Genomic DNA, 23,635 nt, shown 5'->3' with positions numbered 1-23,635 from the left:
GCCGGTGACCTCACTGATGGCGACAGGTCAGTCGAGGCTGTCGGAGCCGAGCGCCTTGCGGGTGCGCTCGGCGCCGATCTCGATGACGGCCCGCATGGCCTCGCGGGTGGCCGCCACGTCGCGCCGCTTCATGGCGTCCACGATCAGGCGGTGGTTGCGCGCCGTTTCCTGGATGAGGGCGGGATCGTTGGCCGGCGAGGACAGCTTGAAGGCAATCGCGAGCGCCGCCTCGATCAGGCTTCCGATCGCCCGCATGAACGGGTTGTGGGAGATGTCGGCGACGGCCACGTGGAAATCCAGGTCGGCGCGCGCCAGGCTCGCCCGGTCGTTGCCGGGATCACCGAGCCGGTCGACGATGGCGTAGAGCCGGTCGAAGTCCTCGTCGGTCGCGCGCTCGGCGGCAAGCGCTGCCGCCGCAGGCTCGAAGGCCAGCCGCATGGTGGCGAGATCGGCGATGAACGTTTCGTCCAGCCCGGCCTCCACGCGCCAGCGCAGCACGTCCTGATCGAGCAGGTTCCAGCGGCTCTTCTCGAGCACCCGTGTGCCGACGCGGGTCTTGGGTTCGATCAGCGACTTCGCGGCAAGCGTCTTCATGGCTTCGCGCAGCACGGTGCGCGAGACGTCGAACCGCTCGCCGAGCTCCTTGTCGCCGGGCAGGATCGATCCGGCCTCGAAGATGCCGGCGACGATCTCCCGGCCGAGCACGCCCACCACGAAGGCGTGGCTGGTGCGCGGCTGGCGCTCGTCGATCGCCCTTTGCAGCAGCCCGGTCATGCCGACTGCACCCGCATCGCCGCGATGCGCCGCTCCGAGAGCCACATGAGGCCGCGCTGAAGCGCGATGAAGGAGAACAGCAGCAGACCGATCACGATCTTCGTCCACCAGCTCGAGAGCGATCCGTCGAAGATGATGTAGGTCTGGATCAGGCCCATGATGAGGATGCCGATGAAGGTGCCGGCGACGAAGCCGGAGCCGCCGGTGAGGAGGGTGCCGCCAATCACCACGGCGGCGATCGCGTCGAGCTCGACGCCGACGGCCGCCAGCGAATATCCGGCCGAGGTGTAGAGGGAGAACACGATGCCCGAAACGCCAGCAAGGAAACCCGACAGGGCATAGACGCTGACCGTCGTCCGCGCAACGGGAACGCCCATCAGCTCGGCGGACTGCCGGTTGCCGCCGAGGGCGTAGACGTTGCGCCCGAAGCGGGTGCGCTGGGCGAGCAGGATGCCTGCCGCGAACACCGCCAGCATCACCATTCCCACGAAGGTGAGCCGTCCGCCGCCCGGCATCCGCCAGTAGATGTCGTGGAGCGCGTCGTAGAGCGGCGCGTTGATCGGCACCGACTCCGTCGACACCAGGAAGGCCATGCCGCGGGCGAAGAACATGCCGGCGAGCGTGACGATGAAGGCGGGCATCTCGAGGAAGTGGATCATCGCGCCCATGATCGCGCCGAACAGCGTCACGATCACGAGCAACAGGCCGATCGCCATGACCGGCGGAATACCCCACTCGCCCATGCCGACGGCCAGGAACACCCCGGTGAAGGCGATGACGGAGCCGACCGAGAGATCGATTCCGCCGGACAGGATGACGAAGGTCATGCCGACCGCCGCGATGCCCAGGAAGGCGTTGTCCGTCAGCAGGTTGCCCAGCACACGGGTGGACAGCATGTTGGGGAATTGCGCCACGCAGAGCGCGTAGGCGAGCACGAAGATCGCTGCGGTGGTGATCAGCGGAAAGTAGCGCGACGAGGTCATGACAGCACCTTCCGGGTCGCGGGCGCGGGTCGTGTCCGGCGGCGTGCTGCCCGCTGGAACGCGATGGCGTTGCGTGCCGCCGGCGACTGCACCACCAGGATCACCACGATGATCGCCGCCTTGATCACCAGATTGAACTCCGGCGGGAAGCCCGCGAGCAGGATGCCGGTGTTGATCGCCTGCAGGATCATCGCGCCGAGAAGCGATCCGGCGATCGAGAAGCGGCCTCCCAAAAGGGACGTGCCGCCGATGACCACGGCAAGGATCGCGTCGAGCTCCAGCCACAGGCCGGCGTTGTTGGCGTCGGCGCCCCTGATGTCGGCGGCGGCGATGATGCCGGCGAGTGCCGCGCACAGCCCGGATGCGATGTAGACGGTGAACAGCAGCGCGCCGGTGCGCACGCCCGCGTAGGTCGAGGCGCGGCGGTTGATCCCCACCGCCTCGATCATCAGGCCGAGCGCGGTGGAGCGGACGACGAGCGCGACCGCGACGCCGGTGGCGAGCCACAGGAGCACCGGCACGGGAAGCCCGAAGACGTGTCCGCTGCCGATGAAGATCAGGCCCGGGTCGTTGAAGGTGAGGATGACGCCCTCGGTGACGAGCTGGGCGATGCCCCGTCCCGCCACCATGAGAATGAGCGTGGCGATGATCGGCTGGATCGCCAGGATCGAGACGAGCGCCCCGTTCCACAGACCGCAAAGGGCGCCGACGCCGAGGGACACCGCCAGCGTGGTGGCGAGGGAATAGCCTGAGGTGATGAGTGCCGCGGCGACCGCGCCGGCGATGGCCATCACCGCGCCCACCGACAGGTCGATGCCACGGGTGGCGATCACCAGCGTCATGCCAATCGCGAGCAGGGCCGTCGGCGCCCCCCGATTGAGGATGTCGATCAGGCTTCCGTACAGCCGCCCGTCGGCGAAGGACACGTGCAGGAATCCTGGCGCGATGGCGGTGTTGAGCGCGAGGATGACGACGAGCGCGGTGATCTGGGGCGCCAGGCGCACGAGCGGCTTGATCAGGCTGCCGGTCATGCGGCGCGCTCCGTGCGGGGTTCGCTCGCGGCGATTGCCTTTAGGATGTTGTCGAGGGTCACGTCGGCGCCGAACAGTTCGCTCACGTGACGCCGCTCCGCCAGGATGCGCACCCGCGTGGCGTAGGCGACGAGCTCCTCCAGTTCCGACGACACCACGAGCAACGCCATGCCGTCCGCGCAGAGCGTCTCGATCAGCCGGATGATCTCGGCGTGGGCGCCGACATCGATGCCGCGTGTCGGCTCATCGAGGATCAGGAAGCGCGGATCGGTGGCGAGCCAGCGGGCAAGGATCACCTTCTGCTGGTTGCCGCCGGAGAGGAACTTGATGGGCGTCTCCCGGTCGCCGGTGCGGATGTCGAGGGCGGCGATGTAGCGGTCGGCGATGCCGACCTGCTCGCTACGGGAGAGGGGCCGTGCCCATCCGCGTCGCGCCTGCAACGCCAGCACGATGTTCTCGCGCACCGAAAGGTCGTCGATGATCCCGTCGGTCTTTCGGTCTTCCGGACAGAAGCCGAAGCCTTGCGCGATCGCCGCCCGCGGCGACGACAGGGCGTGGCGTCCATTTGCGACCGTGAGATGGCCCTGGTCCGCCTGGTCGATGCCGAAGAGAAGCTCCGCCGTTTCGGTGCGGCCCGAGCCGAGCAGGCCTGCGACGCCGATCACCTCGCCCTGGCGGATGTCGAGGTCGAAGGGCGCCACCGAGCCCCGCTTGCCGTAACCCCGGAAGCTGGCGATCGTTTCGCCCGCGGGAGCGGCCGCCTCGGCGGCGCGGCGCGCTTCCTGCGCTTCCAGGTCGCGGCCGAGCATCATCGAGACGAGCTCCAGACGCGGCAGATCGGCAAGGGCCCGGGTGCCGATCCGGCGGCCGTTGCGCAGCACGGTGGCCCGGTCGGCGATCCGGTACACCTGGTCCAGGAAATGGGTGATGAACACGATGCCGAGGCCGCGATCCTTCAAGCGCGTGATGATGGCGAACAGTCGGTCCACCTCGGCGGCGTCGAGGCTGGCGGTCGGCTCGTCCAGCACCAGCACCTTGCCGGACAGGTCGACGGCGCGGGCGATCGCCACGATCTGGCGGACGGCGACCGAATAGGTCTCGAGGATCGCGGTGACCTCGATGTCGAGGCCGTAGTCGGCGAGGAGGGCCCGGGAGCGGCGGTTGATCTCGCCGGTATCGATCAGCCCGAAGCGTTTCGGCTCGCGGCCGAGGAAGAGGTTTTCCGCCACGGTCAGGTTCGGCAGCAGATTGACCTCCTGGTAGACGGTGCCGATCCCGAGCCGCTGGGCGTGCTGGACGTCGCGCGGATCAATGGCGGCGCCGTCGAGTTCGATGGTTCCCGTGTCGCGCCGGTGGGCGCCCGTCAGAACCTTGATGAGGGTGGACTTGCCGGCGCCGTTCTCGCCGAGCAGGGCATGCACCTCGCCGCGCTGAAGTTCGAAGTCGACGCCGTCGAGCGCCGCAATCCCGAAGAAGGACTTTGTGATCGCCTGGGCGCGGAGACGCGGCGCGCTTCCGGTCATGGTCGGCTCCGTATCGGAGAGGAAGGGAGGCGGCGAGGAGGGCATGGTGCGCCTGGCCAGAGCGTCCGGATCCCGTCCGGAGCGGAGCGCCGGACGGGAGGGGCACGACCAGCGGACCGTTTGTCCGCGCGGCCGGATCAGGACCAGGAGCGGAGGACCCTAGTAGCCGAGGCCCTTCTTCTCCTCGTAGACCTTCATCGGATCGTCGGCCTGGGTGTAGAGCTTCGATTCCGTCTGGATCCACTTCTTCGGCTCGGTGCCGTCGGCGCGGTATTTCTCCAGAACGTCGAAGGCCGGGCCGGCCATGTTCGGCGTCAGCTCGACGGTGGCGTTCGCCTCGCCGGCAGCCATCGCCTTGAAGATGTCCGGGACGGCGTCGATCGACACCACCAGGATGTCGGTGCCGGGCTTCAGGCCGGCTTCCTTGATCGCCTGGATCGCTCCGACGGCCATGTCGTCGTTGTGGGCGTAGAGGGCGCAGATTTCCTTGCCGCCGTTCTCCGCCTTGATGAAGCTCTCCATGACTTCCTTGCCCTTGGTGCGGGTGAAGTCGCCGGTCTGCGACCGGGTGATCTTGATGTTGTCGTGGCCGGCGATCGCCTCCTCGAAGCCCTTCTTGCGGTTGATGGCGGGCGAGGAGCCCGTCGTGCCCTGGAGCTCCACCACGTCGCAGGGCTTGTCGCCGACGGTCTTGACCAGCCAGTCGCCGGCCACCCTGCCTTCGTGCACCTGGTCGGAGGTGACGGCGGTCAGATAGAGCGTGTCCGGCGCATCGATCTGACGATCGAGAAGGATCACCGGGATCTTGGCGTCCTGGGCCTCTTCGAGAACCTGGTTCCAGCCGGTGGCGACCACCGGGGCGAGCAGGATGCCGTCCACGCCCTGGGCGATGAACGACCGGATCGCCTTGATCTGGTTCTCCTGCTTCTGCTGGGCGTCGGCGAACTTCAGGGTGATGCCGCGCTGTTCTGCCTGCTGCTTGGTCAGGCTCGTCTCGGCGGCCCGCCAGCCCGATTCCGAGCCGATCTGCGAAAAGCCGACCGTCATGTCGGCCGCGAGCGCCGGAGCGGCGACCAGCGTGGCCGCGACGGCGGCGCCGCAAAGCGTGGTCAGGATCTTCATGGTGCTTTCCTCCCGTTCTGCTTCCCGGTCTCCGCCGGAGGCCTGAAATATAATATTATATTACTTATGGTGTCCACGAGTTTTGGTGTGCGCCTTCGATCGCGACAACGTCAGGTGATCGTCCACGATCGAAGGCGGTCATCACGCGATCGCCACCGGCGGGGCGAACCAGCCTTTCACGGCCACGTCGAGCAGAAAGACCTTGCCCCCGTCGGGGTCCTGGCGCCGCTCCGTCGCGTCCATGCCCTCGCGGGCCGACGTGACCATCAGGCGATCCGCGCTGCGGCCGACGAAGGCCGGGCAGGTCGGCTGGCGCGCGGGGATCGTCAGCGCGGCCGTCTTCTGGCCGGACGCGGAATAGCTCTCGATGCGTCCGCCCGCCCAGATCGCGACCCAGAGCGTGCCGTCGCGGTCGACGACCGCGCCGTCGAAGCTGCCGCCCCCCGCGCAGCCGTCGACCAGGATCTCCGGCTCGCCCGACGGCAGGCCGGTTGCCGGATCGGTGCGCACGCGTTTCAGGCGTCCCACGGCGGTGTCGACGAAATGGGCGAACCGTCCGTCTCGGGTGAAGGAGATGGCGTTCGGGATGGTGAGGTTCGGGAAGAGCGTCCGGATCTCCCCGCGAAAGGCGTGATGGATCGCGCCGGCGCCCGGCTCGGCATGCTTGCCCATGGTGGAAATCCAGAGCGCGCCGCTCGGATGGACCGCCCCGTCGTTCGACCGCGTCGAGGGATCGTCGGCTTCCAGGGGCAGGTGGAGCGCCAGCGCGCCGGTGGAAACGTCGCGGATGTAGAGGCCGTCCTCCGCGGCGAGGAGTTGCCGTTCGGCGTCGATCGGGGCGACGGCGCTCGCCATCATCGGCAGGTCGTGGCGGATCGTCTCCGCCCCCGCGAAGCGATGCTCGTACAGCGCCTTGCCGATGATATCGAACCACCAGGCGGTGTCCGTTGCGGGGTCGTAGCGGGGGCCCTCGCCGAGCTCGAGCGGCTCCGGGCACAGGATGGTCGCAGTGGCTGCCCGCTGATCCTCTGTCGTCATGTCGCGCCTCCGAACGCCTGATCGTAGGCGGCGACCGTGGCGCGGGCACGCGATCCCACCTCGCCGGCCGTCATGCCGGGCCGGTAGAGGCTCGAGCCGAGGCCGAAGATGCGAATGCCGGCCTTGGCAAAGGCCGGGAAGTCGGCGTCCGATACGCCGCCGACCGCGCCGATCGCGGTGCCGGGCGGAAGCACGGTGGCGATCGCGGCGATGCCGGCCGGGCCGAGGATTGACGCAGGGAAGAACTTGAGGGCGGAGGCACCGGCGTCGAGCGCCGCAAATGCCTCGGTCGCGGTGAAGACGCCGGGCATGGTGACCATCCCGTGGGACGCAGCCCGGGCGATGACGTCCCGGTCGGTGTTCGGACTGACGACCAGATGTCCGCCGGCCTCGGCGACAAAGTCGACCTGATCCGGGGCGAGCACCGTCCCGGCCCCGACGAGGCAGGTGGATGGGGCGGACCTGACCGCAATCTCGATCGAGCGAAAGGGCTCCGGCGAGTTGAGGGGGATCTCGATCGCCTCGAACCCGGCATCGACGAGTTCGGACACGATGGCGGCCGTCTCTGACGGGACGATGCCGCGCAGGATGGCGACGAGCGGACGACGGAACGTCGGCCAGGGTGCGGTCGGCGCGCTCATGTCCCGCACTCCTGCGAGAAGAGCAGCCGTTCGGCGGCGGCGAACAGGCCCCGGCGGACCGCCTCATCGGCGTCGATCTGCGTCACGGCGAAACCGGCGTGGGGGAGGGCGGCGGCATAAAGGTCTGCGAGAGGACCGGCGGCGACGAGGTGCGCGTGCGCGGCACCGGCCGCGAACCGGCGCGCGCCGGCAAGTTCGATGCCGACCAGAAGGCCGGAAAGCCGGGCGCGACGGGTCGCCGGTGCCCGGTCGGTCAGCAGCGATGCGGCCCGGATCTCGAACAGCCGGTTGGTGATGCGCTCGGGCTCGGCAAACGCCGCGTCGACACCGTCTGCGAAAGCGGCCGCGTCCATCGGCTCGTCCGGGGCCCCGAGCGCGCCGGCCAGAGTCGAGTGCGCCGCGAGAAGGGAAAAGAGCTCGCCGGTCGGGAAGGTCGCGAACGCGGTGACGCAGGCGTCCTCCAACCGGACCCATTTGGAGTGGGTGCCCGGAAGGCAGGCCAGGCCGGACGGCAGCCCGCCGGCGGACAGCCCGAGGAGTTGCGTTTCCTCGCCGCGCATGACGTCAGGGCGGTCCGCGTCGCGCTGGGCGATGCCCGGAAGAATGCGCACCGAACGAGCCATCCCCGGGACGGCCACCGCGCGCTCCACGAGGCTGTGGAGGCGCGCTGGCACATCCACATACGATGCTTCGTGCCAGCCCTGCCGGGCGCCCGCCATGCCGGCGATCACCACGGGCAGATTGTGCGGTGCGCCGACGGCCGCGAGATGGCTTTCGAGCACGGCCTCGAACCCCTCGGTGCCGGCGCGAACCATGCCCTGGTCGCTGCGCCGTTCGGCGTGAACGGCGCCGTCCCTGCCAAGCAGCCACAATCGGAAGGTCGAGGTGCCCCAGTCGACGACCGCCGCAAACGGCTGCCCATCTGGGCCGGAGACCGCGCCGTCAGTGGTTGTCACGCGGCACCCCCCTGGTCTGGGCGATCCGCTGGTAGGGCACCGCCGGCTCGAGCACCATGCCGGTGTCGTGCTGGGAGACGATCGCGCGCTGGATCTCCTGCCAGGGGGTCTGCGCGTCCGGATACGGAAAGCCGCCGGCCGCCTCGAGCTTCGCGCGACGGCGGCCGAGTTCCTCGTCGGACACCAGGATGTCGGCGGTGCCGCGTCCGAGGTCGATGCGCACGCGGTCGCCGGACTGCAGCAGGGCGAGGCCGCCGCCGGCCGCCGCCTCGGGAGCGGCGTTGAGGATCGACGGCGAGCCCGACGTTCCCGACTGGCGCCCGTCCCCGACGCACGGCAGCTCGTGGATGCCGCGTTTCAACAGGTAGTCCGGGGCGCGCATGTTCACCACCTCGGCGCCGCCGGGATAGCCGATCGGCCCGACGCCGCGCATGAACAGGATGGTGTCCTCGTCGATGGCAAGCGCCGGATCGTCGATGCGGGCGTGATAGTCTTCCGGGCCATCGAACACCACCGCCGTGCCCTCGAAGGCCATCGGATCGTCGGGGTTGGCGAGGTAGCGCTTGCGGAAGTCGTCGGAGACCACCGAGAGCTTCATGATGGCGGAGGTGAAGAGGTTTCCCTTCAGGACACGGAAGCCCGCCGCCGGCATCAGCGGGCGGTCGAACGGCCGGATCACGTTCTCGTCGAGGATCTCCGCTCCCCGGCAGTTCTCGCCGATGGTGCGGCCGTTGACGGTGATCTGATCTTCGTGGATCAGGCCTTGGTCCATCAGCTGGGCGACGACGGCCGGCACGCCACCTGCGTGGTAGTAGTCCTCGCCAAGATACTCGCCGGCCGGCTGCAGGTTCACCAGCAGCGGGATGTCCTCGCCGTAGGTCTGCCAGTCGTCGACCGACAGCAGGACGCCCAGGTGTCGCGCGAGCCCGTTCAGGTGGATCGGCGCGTTGGTGGAGCCGCCGATCGCCGAGTTCACCCGGATGGCGTTGACGAAGGCCTCCCGGGTCATGATGTCGGTAGGCTTCAGGTCCTCGTGCACCATGTCGACGATGCGCAGGCCGGTGCGGTAGGCCATCTCCTGGCGGTCCCGGTAGGGCGCCGGGATCGCCGCCGATCCCGGAAGCTGCATGCCCAGCACCTCGGCCAGCGAGTTCATGGTCGTCGCCGTTCCCATGGTGTTGCAGAAGCCGGTGGACGGGGCCGACGAGGCGACCAGGCGGATGAACTCCTGGTAGTCGATCTCGCCGGCGGCCATCAGCTCCCGGGCCTTCCACACGATGGTGCCGGAGCCGGTGCGCTCGCCGCGGAACCAGCCGTTCAGCATTGGCCCGACCGACAGCGCGATCGCCGGAATGTTCACCGTGGCAGCCGCCATCAGGCAGGCCGGCGTGGTCTTGTCGCAGCCGATGGTCAGCACGACCCCGTCGAGCGGATATCCGTAGAGAAGCTCGACCAGGCCCAGATAGGCGAGGTTGCGGTCGACGGCCGCCGTCGGCCGCTTGCCGGTCTCCTGGATCGGATGGACCGGGAACTCGATGGGGATGCCGCCGGCTTCACGGATGCCATCGCGGACCCGCTTGGCCAGCTCCAGATGATGCCGGTTGCAGGGCGACAGGTCGGAACCGGTCTGGGCGATGCCGATGATCGGTTTGCCGGACTGGAGCTCGTCCTGGCTCAGCCCGAAGTTCAGGTACCGCTCGAGATAGAGCGCGGTCATGTCGGGATTGGAGGGATTGTCGAACCAGGCGCGCGAACGCAGCGTCTGCCCCTTGATGCCGGTCGACTTGCTCATGATGGCCGTCTGCTCTCTCACTCGAACCGGCGCGCTGCACCGTTCACGTCGTCTTCAGCTGGTAGACCGACACCTGCCGGCAGGTGTCGCCGGGATCCAGTCGGGCGGATGGAAAGTCGGGCCGGTTGGGCGCGTCCGGAAAGCGCTGCGGCTCCATGCAGAAGCCGGTCGACTGCCGGATAACGTCCGGCGGCCGGCCGGCCGCCTCCTCGAGAAGCGCACCGGAATAAAGCTGCAGGCCCGGCTCGGTGGTCAGGATGGTGAGCGACCGACCCGAGGTGTCGTCCTGGACCCGCGCCGCGAACTGCAGCTCGTTCGCGCGGTCGACGAGCACGTAGGTGTGGTCGAAGCCGCGTTCCTGAAGGAGCTGCGGATCGGAGGTGCCTCGAATGCGGTCGGCGAAGGTCTTCGAGGTCCGGAAGTCGAACTGCGTGCCTTCCACCGGCTGCAGCTCGCCCGTTGGGATGCGTGTCGCGTCGATCGGCAGCACCTCACCGGCCGCGATCCGCACGCGGTGATCGACGATCGTGTTGTGGTCGTCGCCCGTCAGGTTGAAGTAGGCGTGGTTGGTCATGTTGACGACGGTCGGGCGGTCGCTCGTCGCGGTGTAGGCGATGGTCAGCTCGCCGGGACCGGTGAGGGCGTAGCGTGCCGTCGCGACGAGATGGCCGGGAAAGCCGTCCTGGCCGTCGGGACAGTCCAGCTGCATCGTCACGAACGGATCGCGCGCATCCCCCGTCTCGGTGATCGTCCACATCCGTCCGTGGAAGCCGAGCGGTCCGCCATGGAGGCCGTTCGGTTCTTCGTTGCGAGGGAGGGTGAAGGTCGTGCCGTCCAGGTCGAAGCGGCCGCCGGCGATGCGGTTCGCATAGCGGCCGATGCTGGCGCCGCAATAGGGCGGCCGCTGCGCCTTGGCCTCAAGGCTGTCGAAGTCCAGCACCACCTCGCCCATGGCGCCCTTGCGATCGGGCGAGCGCAGCGACGCGATGGTGGCGCCCAGCGTGATGACCGTCAGGGAGATGCCGTCGCCGGCAAGGTCGACGGCTTCGACGGGCGTCCCGTCATCATGGATGCCGAACGGGCGTGGGCGGATCGTCATGGGGAGCCGCCTCCCGAGCCGTCGTCGTGGAAAGGCGCGACCGTCTCGGAGCGTGCCAGCAGAAAGGCATCGGCCACATGCCGGAACGGCGCCAGGTCGACGTCGGACTCGCCCGCTTCGACGAGGGCGGCGAAGCGGGCGTAGATCGCCGCGTATTCGGTGTCCGGTTCCTGGACCATGGCGACGCCGTCGACATGCATTTCCGATCCGCCCTTCGACAGGACGAGGCGGCCGGAATCCGTCTCGATCGCGATGTCCCAGGTCTGGGGACCTTCCTGGCGAAAGTCGAAATCCGCGGTGATCGGCGTGCCGCCGGCATCGGTGAAGGCAAGGTCGGCGGCGATCGGGGCGGCACAGTTCGCCGGAACCGAAAGCCGGGAACTGACGAGGAAGAACGGGTCCAGGATCCGGGTCGCGATGGACAGCGCGTTGATGCCGGGATCGAAGACCCCGAGGCCTCCCGGCTCCCAGATCCAGGTCTGGCCCGGATGCCAGCGCTTGACGTCTTCTCTCCAGGTGATTTCCACCGATCGCACGGCCCGGGTGGCGAGCCACGCGCGTGCCGGCTCGACGGCGGCGGCAAACCGCGAGTGCCAGGTCGCGAACAGGGTCAGGCCCTGTGCGTCCGCTAACTCCGCGAGGTCGGCGACTTCGCTTACTGTCGCGCCGGGGGGCTTTTCCAGCAGCACGTGCTTGCCTGCGGCAAGGGCCTGCCGGGCGAGGCGGCCACGGACCTGGGGCGGCGTGCACAGGGAGACGGCGTCGATATCGGGATGACCCAGCATCGCTTCCAGCGAGTCGAAGCCCGGCACCTCGGCAAGCCCGCTGACCGGATCCGCGGTGCCGGCGAGCGCCACGGCGTCGCAACCCGCGATCGCCGGCAGATGCTGGTCGCGGGCAATCTTGCCGAGCCCGACGATCCCGATGCGCAAGGGGGTCATGGTCTCCGCTCCTTCACAAGGCGCGCACCCGGGTCTCGACCGATGGGGCGAGCCGGAGCGGATTGACCAGCGGCAGCGCGAAAGGCTCCGCGGAGATCTCGAAGACATCGCCCGGCGCGGTCGTCAGGCCATCGGAAAAGGACAGCGTCGCCGTCCCGAAGAAGTGGACGTGCACGTCGCCCGGCCGACGGAACTGCGCGTACTTGAAGTGGTGGTGCTCGAGGTTGGAGATGAAATGGGACATGTTGGCCTCGCCGGTCAGGAACGCGCCTTCCCAGATCACCGCGCCGTCGCGCTTCACCCTGGAGACGCCGCGCACATCCTTCGGCAGGGTGCCCACCAGGATCTCCGGACCGAGTGCTGCCGGCCGCAGCTTGGAATGGGCGAGCCAGAGATAGTTCTGCCGCTCCGTCACGTGATCGGAGAACTCGTTCGCCAGCGTGAAGCCGAGCCGGTACGGCGTCCCGTCCGGGCCGTTGACGTAGATCGCGGCGAGTTCCGGTTCTTCCGATCCGTCGAGGGCAAAGGCCGGCGAGGTGAGCGGCGCGCCCGGGCCGACGAGGGCCGTGCCGTCGCCCTTGTAGAACCACTCCGGCTGGACGCCTTCGGCGCCGCCCGCGGGCTTGCCGCCTTCCAGGCCCATCCGGAACATCCGCATGGAATCGGTCTGCTTGGCGTCATCGACGGTCTTGGCATGCATCTTGTCGCGGCCCTCGGCGGAACCGAGGTGGGTGAGCCCCGTGCCGGTCATGTGCAGGTGGGCGGGGTCGGGGTGGTCGATCGGCGCGAGGATGCGTCCGGCTGCCAGGGCTTCGGCCGGATCGATCTCGGCGCCCCGCCCGAGCCGCGCCACCGTCTCGGCGAGCGTGGTCCCCGCCTCGATGGCCCGGAGCGCCAGCGCGTAGGTCGTCTCGACACCCCCGACGAGGCGGGTGGCCTGGCCATCGCTGGCCGCGACGGCGCGGCCGCCGTGGTCGTCGGTGATCTGCAGAAGCCTGAGCGTCATGGTGCTATTGCCCTCAAGCTTTGTTCTTGTTGTAGACGTCGAAGATCACGGCCAGGAGCAGCACCAGCCCCTTGACGACCTGCTGGTCGTCGATGCCGATCCCCAGCATCGACATGCCGTTGTTCATGACGCCCATGATGAAAGCGCCCACCACCGCTCCGACGACGGTGCCGACACCGCCGGACATGGAGGCGCCGCCGATGAAGACGGCCGCGATCACGTCGAGCTCGAAGCCGAGGCCTGCCTTGGGCTGGGCGGTGTTGAGGCGGGCGGCGAAGACGAGCCCCGCCAGCGCGGCCAGCATTCCCATGTTGACGAAGGTCAGGAACACCAGGCGCGGCGAGTTGATGCCGGAAAGGCGGGCCGCCTTCTCGTTGCCACCGACGGCATAGATGCGGCGGCCGATCGTCGTGCGCGACGTGATGAAGGAATAGACGCTGACGAGCAGCGCCATCACGATGAGGACGTTCGGAAACCCGCGGAACGTTGCCAGTACCCAAACGAAGTAGCCGATGGCGCCGACGAACAGGAGGATCTTGGCGACGAAGAAGCCGAGCGGCTCGTCGTCGTGGCCGCCGGCGCGTCCCCGGAAGCGGCTGCGCAGGCCGAAGTATAGGATGGCCGAGACCACCGCCAGGCCGAGCAGCAGCGACAGGACGTTCAGTCCCTTCACCGAGACGATGTCGGGAAGGAAGCCCGAGGCGAGCAGCTGGAACCCCCGCGGGAACGGCCCGACGGACTGGCCGTCGAGGAGCTTCATCATCAGCCCCTTGAAGACCAGCATGCCGGCGAGGGTGACGATGAACGACGGGATCTTCCAGTAGGCGACCCAGTAGCCCTGGGCGGCGCCGATCAGCGCGCCGGCCGCAAGGCACAGCACGCCCGCGAGAAGGTAGTTCATGTCCCACTGGACGATCATCACCGCCGCCAGCGCGCCGATGAAGCCCATCACCGAGCCGACGGACAGGTCGATGTGGCCGGAGACGATGACCAGCAGCATGCCCACCGCCATGATGACGATGTAGCTGTTCTGCAGGATCAGGTTGGTCAGGTTGACCGGCTTCATCAGGATGCCGTCGGTCATGACCTGGAAGAACGCCATGATGACGATCAGGGCGATCAGTATGCCGTATTCCCGCATATGCCGGCGCAGGAACGCGGTGCGCGACATCTGCGCGCCGGACCGCGCGCTGCCGGGCGCCTTCGCGGACAGGTCGATGCTCTCGCTGAGGTGTTGCGACATGGGCGGTCCCTAGTGCTCTTTGCCGGTGCGGACGATCAGCGACATGATCGCCTCCTGCGACGCCTGCGCGGCGTCGAGCTCGCCGACGAAGCGGCCTTCGTTCATCACGTAGATGCGGTCGGAGACCCCCAGCAGCTCCGGCATCTCCGAGGAGATCATGACGATCGCCTTCCCGGCCGCCGCGAGGTCGGCGATGATCCCGTAGATCTCGGTCTTGGCGCCGACATCGATGCCCCGCGTCGGCTCGTCGAGGATCAGCACCTCGGGCCCCGCGAACAGCCATTTCGACAGCACGACCTTCTGCTGGTTGCCGCCCGAGAGATTGACGACTTCCTGCCTGACGCTGGAGCACTTGATGTGCATGCGGTCGCGGTAGTCGCCCGCCACCGCTAGCTCGCGGCCTTCGTCGACGACAATGCCGTCGGCGATGCCGAGAAGATTGGCGAGGGGAATGTTCCGCCGGATCGGCTCGTCGAGGATGAGGCCGTAGGTCTTGCGGTCCTCCGTCGCGTAGCAGAGGCCGTTGCCGATCGCCCGCGCGACCGTCGAAACATCGACCGGCGCGCCATTGATGCGCACCTCGCCGGAGATGCGGGTGCCGTACGAGCGGCCGAACAGGCTCATCGCGAGTTCGGTTCTGCCGGCGCCCATCAGCCCGGCGATGCCGACCACCTCGCCGCGCCGCACGTGAAAGCTCACGTCGTCGACCACCTTGCGGTCCGCGTGCAGCGGGTGGTGGACCGTCCAGTGCGCGACCTCGAGGATGGTCTCGCCGATCCGGGGATCGCGGTTCGGAAACCGGTCCTCCAGATCGCGGCCCACCATGTCGCGGATGATGTCTTCCTCGCTCACCGTGCCCATCGCGCAGTCGAGGTTGGAGACCACGCCGCCGTCCCGCAGGACGGTGATCGTGTCGGCGACCTTGGAGATCTCGTTGAGCTTGTGGGAGATCAGGATCGAGGCAATGCCGCGGCGCTTGAACTCCAGCAGGAGGTCGAGAAGCGCGTCGCTGTCGTGCTCGTTGAGGCTCGACGTCGGCTCGTCGAGGATCAGGAGCTTCACCTCCTTCGACAGCGCCTTGGCGATCTCCACGAGCTGCTGCTTGCCGAGCCCGAGGTCGGTCACCCGGGTCTTCGGCGATTCCGTCAGTCCGACCTTCGCCAGAAGCTCCGTCGTCCGCTCGAAGGTCTCGTCCCAGTCGATCACGCCGTGTCGGGCGCGCTCGTTGCCGAGGAAGATGTTCTCTGCGATGGACAGAAGCGGGATCAGCGCCAGCTCCTGGTGGATGATGATGATGCCGAGGCGCTCGCTGTCCGCGATGCCGGAGAAGCGGCACTCCGCGCCCCGGAAGGCGATCGATCCGGTGTAGCTGCCGTGCGGATAGACGCCCGAGAGGACCTTCATCAGGGTCGACTTGCCGGCACCGTTTTCCCCGACGAGCGCATGGATCTCGCCCTCGCGGACGGACAGGCTGACGTTGTCGAGGGCGACGACGCCGGGAAAGGTCTTGGTGATGCCGTGCATCTCCAGGATCGGCGTCGGGGGAGCTGGAATGGGGGCGTTCATCGACACGAAATCCTGAACTGTTGGGCAGGCGGCCGGCGCGCATTCGGGTGGAGGGAGCCGGCCGCGAGGCCGATGTCCGGCGGTCGGCTACTCCGGTTCGGGCGGGCGGGTGAGGGGAGACACCCGCCCGCCGCAACGAGCCCTGCGGTTTCGCCGGTCAGGCCCCCCGGGACCTTGTCGGCTGGGGCTCTAGAACACCTGGTCTTCGGTGTAGTAACCGCTGTCGACGAGCACGGACCGGATGTTGTCCTTGGTCACGATCACCGGCTTCAGCAGGTACGACGGCACCACCTTGACCCCGTTGTCGTAGGTCTTGGTGTCGTTGACCTCGGGCGTCTTCCCGTTGAGGACGGCGTTGACCATGTCGACTGTCACGCCGGCGAGTTCCCGGGTGTCCTTGAAGATGGTCGAGTACTGGTCGCCGCGCAGGATCGCCTTCACCGAGGGGATCTCGGCGTCCTGCCCGCTGATGATCGGCATCGGCATGTCGCCGGAGCCGTAGCCGACACCCTTCAGCGACGAGATGATCCCGATCGACAGCCCGTCATAGGGGGAGAGCACCGCGTGGACGTGCTTGTCGCTGTAGTAGGCGGACAGCAGGTTATCCATGCGCGCCTGGGCGAGCGAGCCGTCCCAGCGCAGGGTGCCGACCTTGTCCATGCCGGTCTGGCCGGAAACGATGGTGATCTTGCCCTGATCGATGAGCGGCTGCAGCACGCTCATCGCGCCGTTGTAGAAGAAGTAGGCGTTGTTGTCGTCGGGCGACCCGCCGAACAGCTCGACGTTCCAGGTCTCGGCATCGGGGAAGCGCTGCTTCAGGCCGTCGACCAGGGTCTCGGCCTGCTGGACCCCGACCTGGAAGTTGTCGAAGGTCGCGTAGTAGTCGACGTTCGGGGAATCGCGGATCAGCCGGTCGTAGGCGATGACCGGGATGTTCATCGCCGCGGCATTGGCCAGCACGTTCGACAGGGTGGTGCCGTCGATGGAGGCGATCACCAGGGCATCGACACCCTTCGTCACCATGTTCTCGATCTGCGAGAGCTGGTTCGGGATGTCGTCTTCGGCGTACTGCAAATCGGTGGCGTAGCCTGCCGCCTGGAACTGCTTGACCATGTTGTCGCCGTCGGCGATCCACCGGGCGGACGACTTCGTCGGCATGGCGATGCCAACGGTTCCCTTCTCCTGCGCGAAAGCATCCTGTGGTTGTGCGGCGGCAAGGCCGAGTGCGGCGGCCGCCAGGACGAGCGTCCTCATCAGCATCTTGGTGTCTCCATCCCTGTCAGGCGTCCGTCGCTGCGGGCGCGCGTTTCCTCACCGCACTTGAAGGCGGTCTTTTTCATCGGCGACGGGCAACGGGCCCGTGCGCTCCCCGTCGCTCGCGTCGCCGTCGGCGTAGAGAGCGAGGATGACGTCGTCGAAGGCGCTTTCGATCAGCCTTCGCATGTGGATCTCGGCGAGTTCGCCGTCGCCGCTGCAGATCGCGTCGTGGACGCGAGCATGCTGGCGGACGGTTTCTTCCTGCGGGTTCTGCCGCCAGCTCATCGAGAACGAGATCGACAGGCTGCGCTCGATCATTGCACCGAGGGAGCGGAGGATCGGATTGCCGGTCGCCCGCAGGATGATGCGGTGGAAGTCGAGGTCCGCGGCGATCAGCTCGTCGGAGCCGCGCGGGTGCTGCGCCATGCCATCGAGGGCGGCGCCGAGCGCGCGGCGGTCGGGCGGATCGATGCGGTCGGCCGCGATGCGGGCGGCGGCGGGTTCGTTGATGAGGCGCATCTCGTAAAGCGCCTCGACGAACGGGCGCCTGACGTCCGCCAGCAGGTGCCAGCGCATCACCTCCGAATCCAGCATGTTCCAGTCGGTTTCCGGCCGCACCCGCATTCCCACCTTGGGGCGCACGGAAATCAGGCCCTTGCCGGCAAGGTGGCGCACGGCTTCCCGCACCACCGTCCGCGACACGCCGTACTCGGTCTGGATGTCCTTCTCGGTCGGCAGGAGTTCGCCCGGCAGCAGCCGGCCGGAGGCGATGCGGCAGCCGATGTGGGCGGCGAGACCGGTCGTGAGGTTCGACCGTTCCCCGTCAGCCCCGTTCTCGTCGGCCCAGCCTGCCAGCAACACCAGCGATCCTCCCAGATCTTTATTAGTCATACAATTAGACGACGAGATCGGCCCTATCAAGCAGGATCCGTCAATTAATGGGCTATTTGTATGATGAGTAAGCGGAGGGTCGTGATGCCGATGCTGGGGAGGGTGACGCTGCGGATAGCCATGAAATGGCACGCAAGCGACCGCTTGCCCGACTTTGCGGGCGCACTTAGCGTCAAACGGCCGTCCTGTGATGCCGCGCACATGCGGATTGGCTGGTGTCGGCCTATAACTGATGTCGTGCGCAGGGTGCCGGTGTCATCCGCCGTTGGCCGGATGCTCGGACGCTCGGAGAGGCCGAGCCGGGGAGGGGACGATGCCGATCGTCAGCCTGAGAGCCAGCGATTTTGATGCGGCGACGCGCGTTGCCGCGTTCCAGGATGCGGTGTCGGCGATCTGCAAGCTCGAGATCCAGCCCGACCAGGTCGACCGCTTCATCTCGGAGACAGTCATCGGCGTGCTGCCGACGTTGGTGACCGGCATCGGCATCCATTCCGCCTGCCGGGCCGAACGCACGAGCCACCTTGCCGCCGAGACCGGCGACAATCTCATGATCCACATTCCAGTTGCCGGCGGCTTCTCCATGCATCAGGACGGCGGTGCCTCCGTCGAGTGCGCGCCGGGGAGCGTCTACGTCGACCCGAACGAAGTGCCCGGTCGGGCGTGGTTCCATGGCACGCGGTCCGAGGTGTTCTACGTCTCGCTGCCGCGCGGCGTGCTGGCGAGCTGCGGCGCCCGGCTCGACCGGAAGCTGCGCGGCACTGCGCCGCTGACGCCCCAATGGCGCCTGTTCAGCCGCTATGCGCGCGCCTTGCATGACGAAATGGCTGGGCTCTCCACTGACGACGCGATGCGCTGCGCGGTTCATGTTCAGGATCTCGCTCTCCTGGCGCTCGGCGCCGATCGGGACACGACCGAACAGGCGCGTGGCCGCGGCGGTCGTGCGGCGCGGCTGGCGGCCATCAAGGCCGACATCGAGACCCACCTCACCGAGCCAGGCCTCTCGGTGGAATGGATGACCGCCCGCCATCGGATTTCCGAACGGTATCTGCGCGCCCTGTTCGCCGGCGAGGAGACCTCGTTCCGCGATTACGTTACCGCGCGGCGGCTGTTGATGGCCTATCGCGAGCTCACCGATCCGGCCGCCGCCCATCGATCCGTTGCGGATATTGCCCTGTCTTGCGGTTTCGGCGACGTGTCGTGGTTCAACGCCCTGTTCAAGCGCGCCTTCGCGGCCACCCCGCGCGACGTGCGCGCCCTCGCGGCGGCCGGCGTGACACAGGTGCCGGCGTTGCGTGACGCCTCAGCGGGCCGCCCGCGCCCGGCCTGATCCGGCATCGGGCCGCGCCGGGCCCGCCATTTGCGCGCGCTTTGTGCCGCGCTCCCCGGCTCCACTACCGGCATCCCCAAGAACCGCGCGGACGCGTCGCGTAGGGTCGGTCCACCGCCGGGCAGTCCGCCCGGCCGCAACCGCGACCCCAGATGCGACGGAAACCGATGCCGCACATCCGCTTCTCCCGACCGCCCCTTCTGTCAGCCGCGCTCGTGGCGCTCGGCCTGTTCGTCGTGTCCCTCGCCTTGGCAGCGACGACGCCGGCGCGGGCGGCGGATGCGCAACGGGCGTCCATCCTCGTGCTCGACGCCTCGGGGTCCATGTGGGGCCAGCTCGACGGAGGCCGGACCAAGATCGAGATTGCCCGCGACGTGCTCACCGACTTCTTTGCCCTGCGCGACCGCAGCGTGCCGCTCGGCGTCGTTGCCTACGGCCACAACCGCAAGGGCGACTGCTCCGACATCGAGGTCATCGCGTCCACCGGTCTTCAGGATCCGCCGGCCCTTTCCGATCGCGTCTCCCGCATCTCGCCGAAGGGCAAGACGCCGCTTGGTCAGTCGCTGCGGGTTGCGGCCTCCCAGATTCCGCGCACCGCCGAAGAGGCCGACATCGTGCTGGTGACCGACGGTCTGGAGACCTGCGGCGTCGATCCGTGCGCGGTGATTGAGGAGTTGCTGGCGGAAGGCATTCGCGTGCGGGCCCACGTGGTCGGCTTCGGTCTGACCGAACAGGAGGCGGAGACGCTCGCCTGCATTCCGGCCAAGACCGGGGGGCTGCTGCTGCGGCCGCAATCGGGCGACGAACTGGCCGAGTCGCTGGTGCGCACGGGCGCTGGCCCGGCGGAGGCGCGGACAGCGGGCGTGCAACTCCTGTTCGTCTATTCCGGCGGAATGCCGGACAGCTATGCGTGGCGGGTGCGCGAGGAGGGTGGCGGGCAGGAGCGCGCGGTCGCCACCGTGACCGGCGATGCCCGCTACGCACCCTATCCGGTGGAACTTCCGCCCGGCGCGTACGTGGCAAGCGTGGAGGCCGCGAACGGCTACGGCGAGGCGGCATTCACCGTAGCCGCCGGCGAGCCGCAGGACGTCCCCGTGACCTTGATCGGCAAGCTGCCACGCGTCGTCCTGCGCGACCGTGGCCCCTATGCAGCTGTCGGCGAGACGACCCAGATCGACCTGGAGATCCTGCACGAAGGCCAGGAAACCAGCGGTGCCGCTCTGGCCTTACAGCTGTACCGGCTTGCGCCCGACGGCAGCCCGGGTGAGTCCATCACCTACAGCACGGTCGATGGCAAAAAGGGCCGCAAGAACGCCGGCATCAATCTCCCCGTCGGGCCTGGCCGCTATCTGCTGCGGCTGGAGACCTGGGGCGGCGAGGCGATCGAAAGCGTGGTCATCGAGGCCGAGACGGCGCCCACGGTCACCTTGAGCGCGCCTGCGCGCGTCGCCCCTGGCGCCCCGATCCCCGTGGAGACGCGCGGCAGCCAGTTGCGGAGCGACCGTATCCAGATCTGGCGCGGCGACGAGCGCCTCGGCTACGGGCTGAGCCTTGGCGAACTCGCTGATGGTAACGGTCTGGCCGCCCCCGACGCGCCCGGCGATTACGCCCTCGTCTATCGTGGTTACGACGAGGCCGGCGAGCAGGTGGAAAAGGCACGGACGCCGCTGGAGGTGGGAGCGGTCGACGACGACGCCACCGGCGCGGGCGCGCTCGGGAACAAGGCGGAGGCGGATGACGCGGGCCACGGGCCCGACGACGGCGCCGACGGCAAGCGCTGGAAGGACTATGCTTTCACCTGCCTCGGGGCAACCGACTGCGCGCTCCGGGATCCGGCGACGGGACTTGGCTTCACGCTGCCGGCCGGATGGGTGGCGACCGAGCCGAGCGTGGCTCCGCAATCGGCGGGCGCGCAGGCGGCCGGCGTGCCGCTCGAGCAGCCGATGGTCGAGTTCTACGAAGCCGGCGGCAATCTCAACATGCTGCTTCTCAACCCGCGTCAGTGGATCGAGGCGAACGGCGTCTGTGGCGCATCGCGGGCCGGCGACGTCTGCCTGTGGCGCAATGATGCCGCTCCAGACGACGCGCAGGCGTTTGCGGCTCTGGACACGCTGCGCGCCAGCCTCACGCTCAGCCCGCAGCCTGTTGCCGCCCGCTGCGCCGGGTCTGTGCCGTGCCGTTTTGCTCTCCTCGATCCGCCGCTGTCGGGAACTCTGCCGCCCGGGTGGGCGGTCGAATTGCCGAGACGCGCCGCCGATGGCCGGATCACCACCTGGTTTCACGACCGCGATCCGGGCGGCAACGTGAAGCTTGTCGGTCTCAACCAGCCGAGCGCCGATCCCTGCGTCGACACCGCCCTCGGTCCGCTCTGCGATGTCACGCCCTACGTCTCGACCGAAGAACTGCAGGCGCTGGCGGCCGGGTTGACCGCCGCGGCGGGGCCGGTCGGTCAGGGAAGACAGGTCGATGGGGCGGCGTTCGATGCATTCATGTCCAAGGTGGGAGGCGCAAAATGATCCGGCCGATCATCGTGCTGGCCGGCATGGCCGCGGGTCTCTCCCCGGTTTTCGCAACCTGTCCGTCGCCACTGGTCGTCGTCCAGCCCGGCGAGGCGCCCACCTATCAGGTTCCAGAGAGCGAAGTGCGGGACGACATGGAGGCCCTGTTCGGCGCAGCGCCGGATCCGCGTTCGGTGCTGGTCGTCGCTCCGGCTGACCGAAAGGGATACTGGATCGCCCGAGACAGCCTGCAGGAGGCGGCCGTGGCGCTCGGCGCCGACCGCACGGCCTTCGTCTATTCCGGTCCGGACACATGCGTCCCGCGTGACGTTCCGATGGATCTCGATCGGCTGCCCAATAAAGAGGTCCAGCCGCTTCCCGACGGGACGCGCAAGCCGATCGAACTGTTCCCCGACGGGACGGCCGGCGGGCCTCAGCCTCGCAGCGGTCTCTGGCAGGCAAGGCTGGGCGAAACGCAGATGCGCGGCTGTCCGGCCATGATGCAGAAGGCGTTCCCCGTCTCGCCGGGCAAGCTGCCGGCCGAGATGATGGCGCCGCGCCGGCTCGATGTGCAACGGCCGTTCCATCCGGACCAGTTGCCGATGACCCAGCAGATGAAGGTGCGCTGGAAGCCCGCAGGACCCAACCGCTGGACCACCAGCGTGATGCCTGGTTCCTTTGCCAAGATTCCGGGTGGCGGCAGCTCGCTGATCTGGTCATTGCGTGTGGTCGACGCGGGGACCATCGAGCACATCACCACGGTGAGGGTCTCGTTGCCGCCGGAAGCGGCCGCCGTCATGGGCACTGGAACGGATTGCCGGGTGGAGAGCGTCAATCACTGGGTGCGCGTCGGCGAATGACCGCGATTGGGACTACAATTCCCTGCCCGGCGCCGGTCCCAGCGAGCGGCGGATGACCAGCTCGAAGTCGAAGCAGCGGTTCTCGACGGGCTCGCCGTCGATCATCTGGCGCAGCATTTCGGCCGCGGCGCGCCCCATCCGCCGGTGCGGAACCCGCACCGTCGTCAGCGGCGGGTCGACGGCGAACGACAGGTCGATGTCGTCGTAGCCGACGACGGAAACGTCCTCCGGAATCCGCAGCCCCAGGTCCTTGGCGCCGGCCAGCGCGCCGGCTGCCAGCACGTCGTTGCCGCAGATAATGGCGGTAGGAGGGGAGGGGAGCAGCAGGATGTCCCGCGCCGCCGCCGCCGCTGCTTCCAGCTCGTAGGGCGCTTCCACCAGGAAAGGGGCCGCGAGATCCAGGCCCCGCGCGCCGAGCGCCGCCCGGACGCCCTCGACGCGGGCGATGGCACGGTCGTTGTCGCGCGTCACGCCGGCGATCATCGCGATCCGCCGGTGTCCCTTGTCCATGACCAGATCCGCCATCGCGCGCGCGGCGGCCTCGTTGTCGAAGCCCACGTAAGGCGTATCCCCGTCCTCGGCGCGGTTCCACAGCGTCACGAACGGCACGCCCCTCGTCCGTAGGATCTCGTAGGTGCTGTCGGGGCGCGCCTGACCGATCAGGGCCACCGCGTCCACCCCGCGCGCCAGCAGCGCGCGCACCTGCCGCGCCTCGCGCTCGTGATCGTAGTGGGAGGTGGCGACCAACAGGGTGACGCCGTGGTCGGTGAGTTCCTCCTCCATCGCCTGGAGGCCCCGGGCGAAGATGGCGTTCTCCATCGTCGGGATCACCGCGCCGATGGTGTTGGTCCGGTTGGAGGCGAGCGCCCGCCCGCCGAAATGGGGCGTGTATCCGAGCGCGAGCACCGCTTCCTCGACGCGCCGGCGGGTGTCGGCCTTCACCACGTCCGGCGTGTTGAGGACGCGCGAGACCGTTGCCGTGGAGACACCGGCGTGACGGGCGACGTCGTTGAGGGAGGCGGCGGACTTGATGGCGGCATCTCCTGGCGGGCGGGTCGGGACCGTAGGCTTATACAACCTCCGGAAA

General features: G+C 68.4%; 20 protein-coding genes. 3 read left to right on the top strand and 17 right to left on the bottom strand.

Translation table 11 applies throughout. The features are described from left to right. Positions 1–27: 27 nt before the first annotated feature. From AB7M35_RS10405 to AB7M35_RS10330, 16 genes are all read right to left on the bottom strand, one after another. Complete coding sequence (locus tag AB7M35_RS10405; RefSeq protein WP_453959480.1) at positions 28–774, bottom strand: FadR/GntR family transcriptional regulator; 747 nt, start codon at positions 772–774, stop codon at positions 28–30. Beyond that, positions 771–1,757 carry a galactofuranose ABC transporter, permease protein YjfF gene (yjfF, locus tag AB7M35_RS10400; RefSeq protein WP_453959479.1) on the bottom strand — a complete coding sequence of 329 codons (987 nt, stop codon included), beginning with the start codon at positions 1,755–1,757 and terminating at the stop codon, positions 771–773. The genes AB7M35_RS10405 and yjfF overlap by 4 nt, the downstream gene beginning before the upstream one ends. Then, positions 1,754–2,788: an ABC transporter permease gene (locus AB7M35_RS10395; protein ID WP_453959478.1), complete on the bottom strand. Its 1,035-nt coding sequence runs from the start codon at positions 2,786–2,788 to the stop codon at positions 1,754–1,756. The genes yjfF and AB7M35_RS10395 overlap by 4 nt, the downstream gene beginning before the upstream one ends. Continuing rightward, entirely contained in the window at positions 2,785–4,311 is a 1,527-nt protein-coding gene (ytfR, locus tag AB7M35_RS10390; protein ID WP_453959477.1) for a galactofuranose ABC transporter, ATP-binding protein YtfR, read from the bottom strand. The genes AB7M35_RS10395 and ytfR overlap by 4 nt, the downstream gene beginning before the upstream one ends. 159 nt (positions 4,312–4,470) lie before the next feature. Beyond that, positions 4,471–5,433 (bottom strand): galactofuranose ABC transporter, galactofuranose-binding protein YtfQ, encoded by a 963-nt coding sequence (gene ytfQ / locus AB7M35_RS10385; protein WP_453959476.1) that lies wholly within the window; start codon positions 5,431–5,433, stop codon positions 4,471–4,473. A 141-nt stretch (positions 5,434–5,574) separates the two neighbouring features. Beyond that, the gene (locus AB7M35_RS10380) at positions 5,575–6,471 is read right to left on the bottom strand and encodes an SMP-30/gluconolactonase/LRE family protein (RefSeq protein WP_453959474.1); all 897 of its coding nucleotides are present in this window, start codon (positions 6,469–6,471) and stop codon (positions 5,575–5,577) included. After that, the gene (locus AB7M35_RS10375) at positions 6,468–7,112 is read right to left on the bottom strand and encodes a 2-dehydro-3-deoxy-6-phosphogalactonate aldolase (RefSeq protein ID WP_453959472.1); all 645 of its coding nucleotides are present in this window, start codon (positions 7,110–7,112) and stop codon (positions 6,468–6,470) included. Before AB7M35_RS10375 ends, AB7M35_RS10380 begins: the two co-directional genes overlap by 4 nt. Continuing rightward, entirely contained in the window at positions 7,109–7,984 is an 876-nt protein-coding gene (locus AB7M35_RS10370) for a 2-dehydro-3-deoxygalactonokinase (RefSeq protein WP_453959470.1), read from the bottom strand. The genes AB7M35_RS10375 and AB7M35_RS10370 overlap by 4 nt, the downstream gene beginning before the upstream one ends. Positions 7,985–8,054: 70 nt before the next feature. Beyond that, positions 8,055–9,860, bottom strand: a complete 1,806-nt coding sequence (locus AB7M35_RS10365) for an IlvD/Edd family dehydratase (RefSeq protein WP_453959468.1) — start codon at positions 9,858–9,860, stop codon at positions 8,055–8,057. Between the two features lie 43 nt (positions 9,861–9,903). Beyond that, positions 9,904–10,959, bottom strand: a complete 1,056-nt coding sequence (locus AB7M35_RS10360) for an aldose epimerase family protein (protein WP_453959466.1) — start codon at positions 10,957–10,959, stop codon at positions 9,904–9,906. Further along, positions 10,956–11,900: a Gfo/Idh/MocA family protein gene (locus tag AB7M35_RS10355; protein ID WP_453959464.1), complete on the bottom strand. Its 945-nt coding sequence runs from the start codon at positions 11,898–11,900 to the stop codon at positions 10,956–10,958. The genes AB7M35_RS10360 and AB7M35_RS10355 overlap by 4 nt, the downstream gene beginning before the upstream one ends. Positions 11,901–11,913: 13 nt before the next feature. Next, positions 11,914–12,906 (bottom strand): AraD1 family protein, encoded by a 993-nt coding sequence (gene araD1 / locus AB7M35_RS10350; protein WP_453959462.1) that lies wholly within the window; start codon positions 12,904–12,906, stop codon positions 11,914–11,916. Positions 12,907–12,919: 13 nt separating this feature from the next. Further along, positions 12,920–14,149 (bottom strand): multiple monosaccharide ABC transporter permease, encoded by a 1,230-nt coding sequence (gene mmsB / locus AB7M35_RS10345; protein ID WP_453959460.1) that lies wholly within the window; start codon positions 14,147–14,149, stop codon positions 12,920–12,922. Between the two features lie 9 nt (positions 14,150–14,158). Continuing rightward, positions 14,159–15,715, bottom strand: coding sequence for a multiple monosaccharide ABC transporter ATP-binding protein (gene mmsA, locus AB7M35_RS10340; RefSeq protein WP_453959458.1), 1,557 nt, complete (start codon positions 15,713–15,715; stop codon positions 14,159–14,161). Positions 15,716–15,904: 189 nt separating this feature from the next. Next, positions 15,905–16,969, bottom strand: coding sequence for a multiple monosaccharide ABC transporter substrate-binding protein (chvE, locus tag AB7M35_RS10335; RefSeq protein WP_453960698.1), 1,065 nt, complete (start codon positions 16,967–16,969; stop codon positions 15,905–15,907). A gap of 57 nt (positions 16,970–17,026) precedes the next feature. After that, positions 17,027–17,833, bottom strand: a complete 807-nt coding sequence (locus tag AB7M35_RS10330) for a FadR/GntR family transcriptional regulator (RefSeq protein ID WP_453959457.1) — start codon at positions 17,831–17,833, stop codon at positions 17,027–17,029. 343 nt (positions 17,834–18,176) lie between these two features. Between AB7M35_RS10330 and AB7M35_RS10325 the strand changes: the two genes are divergently transcribed. The 3 genes from AB7M35_RS10325 to AB7M35_RS10315 all read left to right on the top strand — a co-directional run bounded on the left by AB7M35_RS10325 (position 18,177) and on the right by AB7M35_RS10315 (position 22,548). After that, positions 18,177–19,190, top strand: coding sequence for a helix-turn-helix transcriptional regulator (locus tag AB7M35_RS10325; RefSeq protein WP_453959456.1), 1,014 nt, complete (start codon positions 18,177–18,179; stop codon positions 19,188–19,190). Positions 19,191–19,357: 167 nt separating this feature from the next. After that, positions 19,358–21,706, top strand: a complete 2,349-nt coding sequence (locus tag AB7M35_RS10320) for a vWA domain-containing protein (protein WP_453959454.1) — start codon at positions 19,358–19,360, stop codon at positions 21,704–21,706. After that, entirely contained in the window at positions 21,703–22,548 is an 846-nt protein-coding gene (locus tag AB7M35_RS10315) for a hypothetical protein (protein ID WP_453959452.1), read from the top strand. The genes AB7M35_RS10320 and AB7M35_RS10315 overlap by 4 nt, the downstream gene beginning before the upstream one ends. Before the next feature lie 12 nt (positions 22,549–22,560). On the opposite strand, the gene AB7M35_RS10310 is transcribed toward AB7M35_RS10315, so the two are convergent. After that, a complete protein-coding gene (locus AB7M35_RS10310) occupies positions 22,561–23,625 on the bottom strand; it encodes a LacI family DNA-binding transcriptional regulator (RefSeq protein WP_453959450.1) in 1,065 nt (354 codons plus the stop codon). Positions 23,626–23,635 lie beyond the last annotated feature (10 nt).

This window comes from Amorphus suaedae (assembly GCF_053629675.1).
Note: the sequence above shows the minus strand (reverse complement) of the source record. Positions and strands in the feature narration are given on the sequence as shown.

Excerpts from the sequence above, each read along its gene's own strand:
- araD1 (WP_453959462.1), bottom strand. The coding sequence starts at position 12,906 with ATGACGCTCAGGCTTCTGCAGATCACCGACGACCACGGCGGCCGCGCC.
- ytfQ (WP_453959476.1), bottom strand. The coding sequence starts at position 5,433 with ATGAAGATCCTGACCACGCTTTGCGGCGCCGCCGTCGCGGCCACGCTG.
- ytfR (WP_453959477.1), bottom strand. The coding sequence starts at position 4,311 with ATGACCGGAAGCGCGCCGCGTCTCCGCGCCCAGGCGATCACAAAGTCC.
- AB7M35_RS10360 (WP_453959466.1), bottom strand. The coding sequence starts at position 10,959 with ATGACGATCCGCCCACGCCCGTTCGGCATCCATGATGACGGGACGCCC.
- AB7M35_RS10405 (WP_453959480.1), bottom strand. The coding sequence starts at position 774 with ATGACCGGGCTGCTGCAAAGGGCGATCGACGAGCGCCAGCCGCGCACC.
- AB7M35_RS10320 (WP_453959454.1), top strand. The coding sequence starts at position 19,358 with ATGCCGCACATCCGCTTCTCCCGACCGCCCCTTCTGTCAGCCGCGCTC.
- AB7M35_RS10375 (WP_453959472.1), bottom strand. The coding sequence starts at position 7,112 with ATGAGCGCGCCGACCGCACCCTGGCCGACGTTCCGTCGTCCGCTCGTC.
- chvE (WP_453960698.1), bottom strand. The coding sequence starts at position 16,969 with ATGAGGACGCTCGTCCTGGCGGCCGCCGCACTCGGCCTTGCCGCCGCA.
- AB7M35_RS10315 (WP_453959452.1), top strand. The coding sequence starts at position 21,703 with ATGATCCGGCCGATCATCGTGCTGGCCGGCATGGCCGCGGGTCTCTCC.
- mmsA (WP_453959458.1), bottom strand. The coding sequence starts at position 15,715 with ATGAACGCCCCCATTCCAGCTCCCCCGACGCCGATCCTGGAGATGCAC.
- AB7M35_RS10355 (WP_453959464.1), bottom strand. The coding sequence starts at position 11,900 with ATGACCCCCTTGCGCATCGGGATCGTCGGGCTCGGCAAGATTGCCCGC.
- AB7M35_RS10365 (WP_453959468.1), bottom strand. The coding sequence starts at position 9,860 with ATGAGCAAGTCGACCGGCATCAAGGGGCAGACGCTGCGTTCGCGCGCC.
- yjfF (WP_453959479.1), bottom strand. The coding sequence starts at position 1,757 with ATGACCTCGTCGCGCTACTTTCCGCTGATCACCACCGCAGCGATCTTC.
- mmsB (WP_453959460.1), bottom strand. The coding sequence starts at position 14,149 with ATGTCGCAACACCTCAGCGAGAGCATCGACCTGTCCGCGAAGGCGCCC.
- AB7M35_RS10395 (WP_453959478.1), bottom strand. The coding sequence starts at position 2,788 with ATGACCGGCAGCCTGATCAAGCCGCTCGTGCGCCTGGCGCCCCAGATC.
- AB7M35_RS10380 (WP_453959474.1), bottom strand. The coding sequence starts at position 6,471 with ATGACGACAGAGGATCAGCGGGCAGCCACTGCGACCATCCTGTGCCCG.
- AB7M35_RS10325 (WP_453959456.1), top strand. The coding sequence starts at position 18,177 with ATGCCGATCGTCAGCCTGAGAGCCAGCGATTTTGATGCGGCGACGCGC.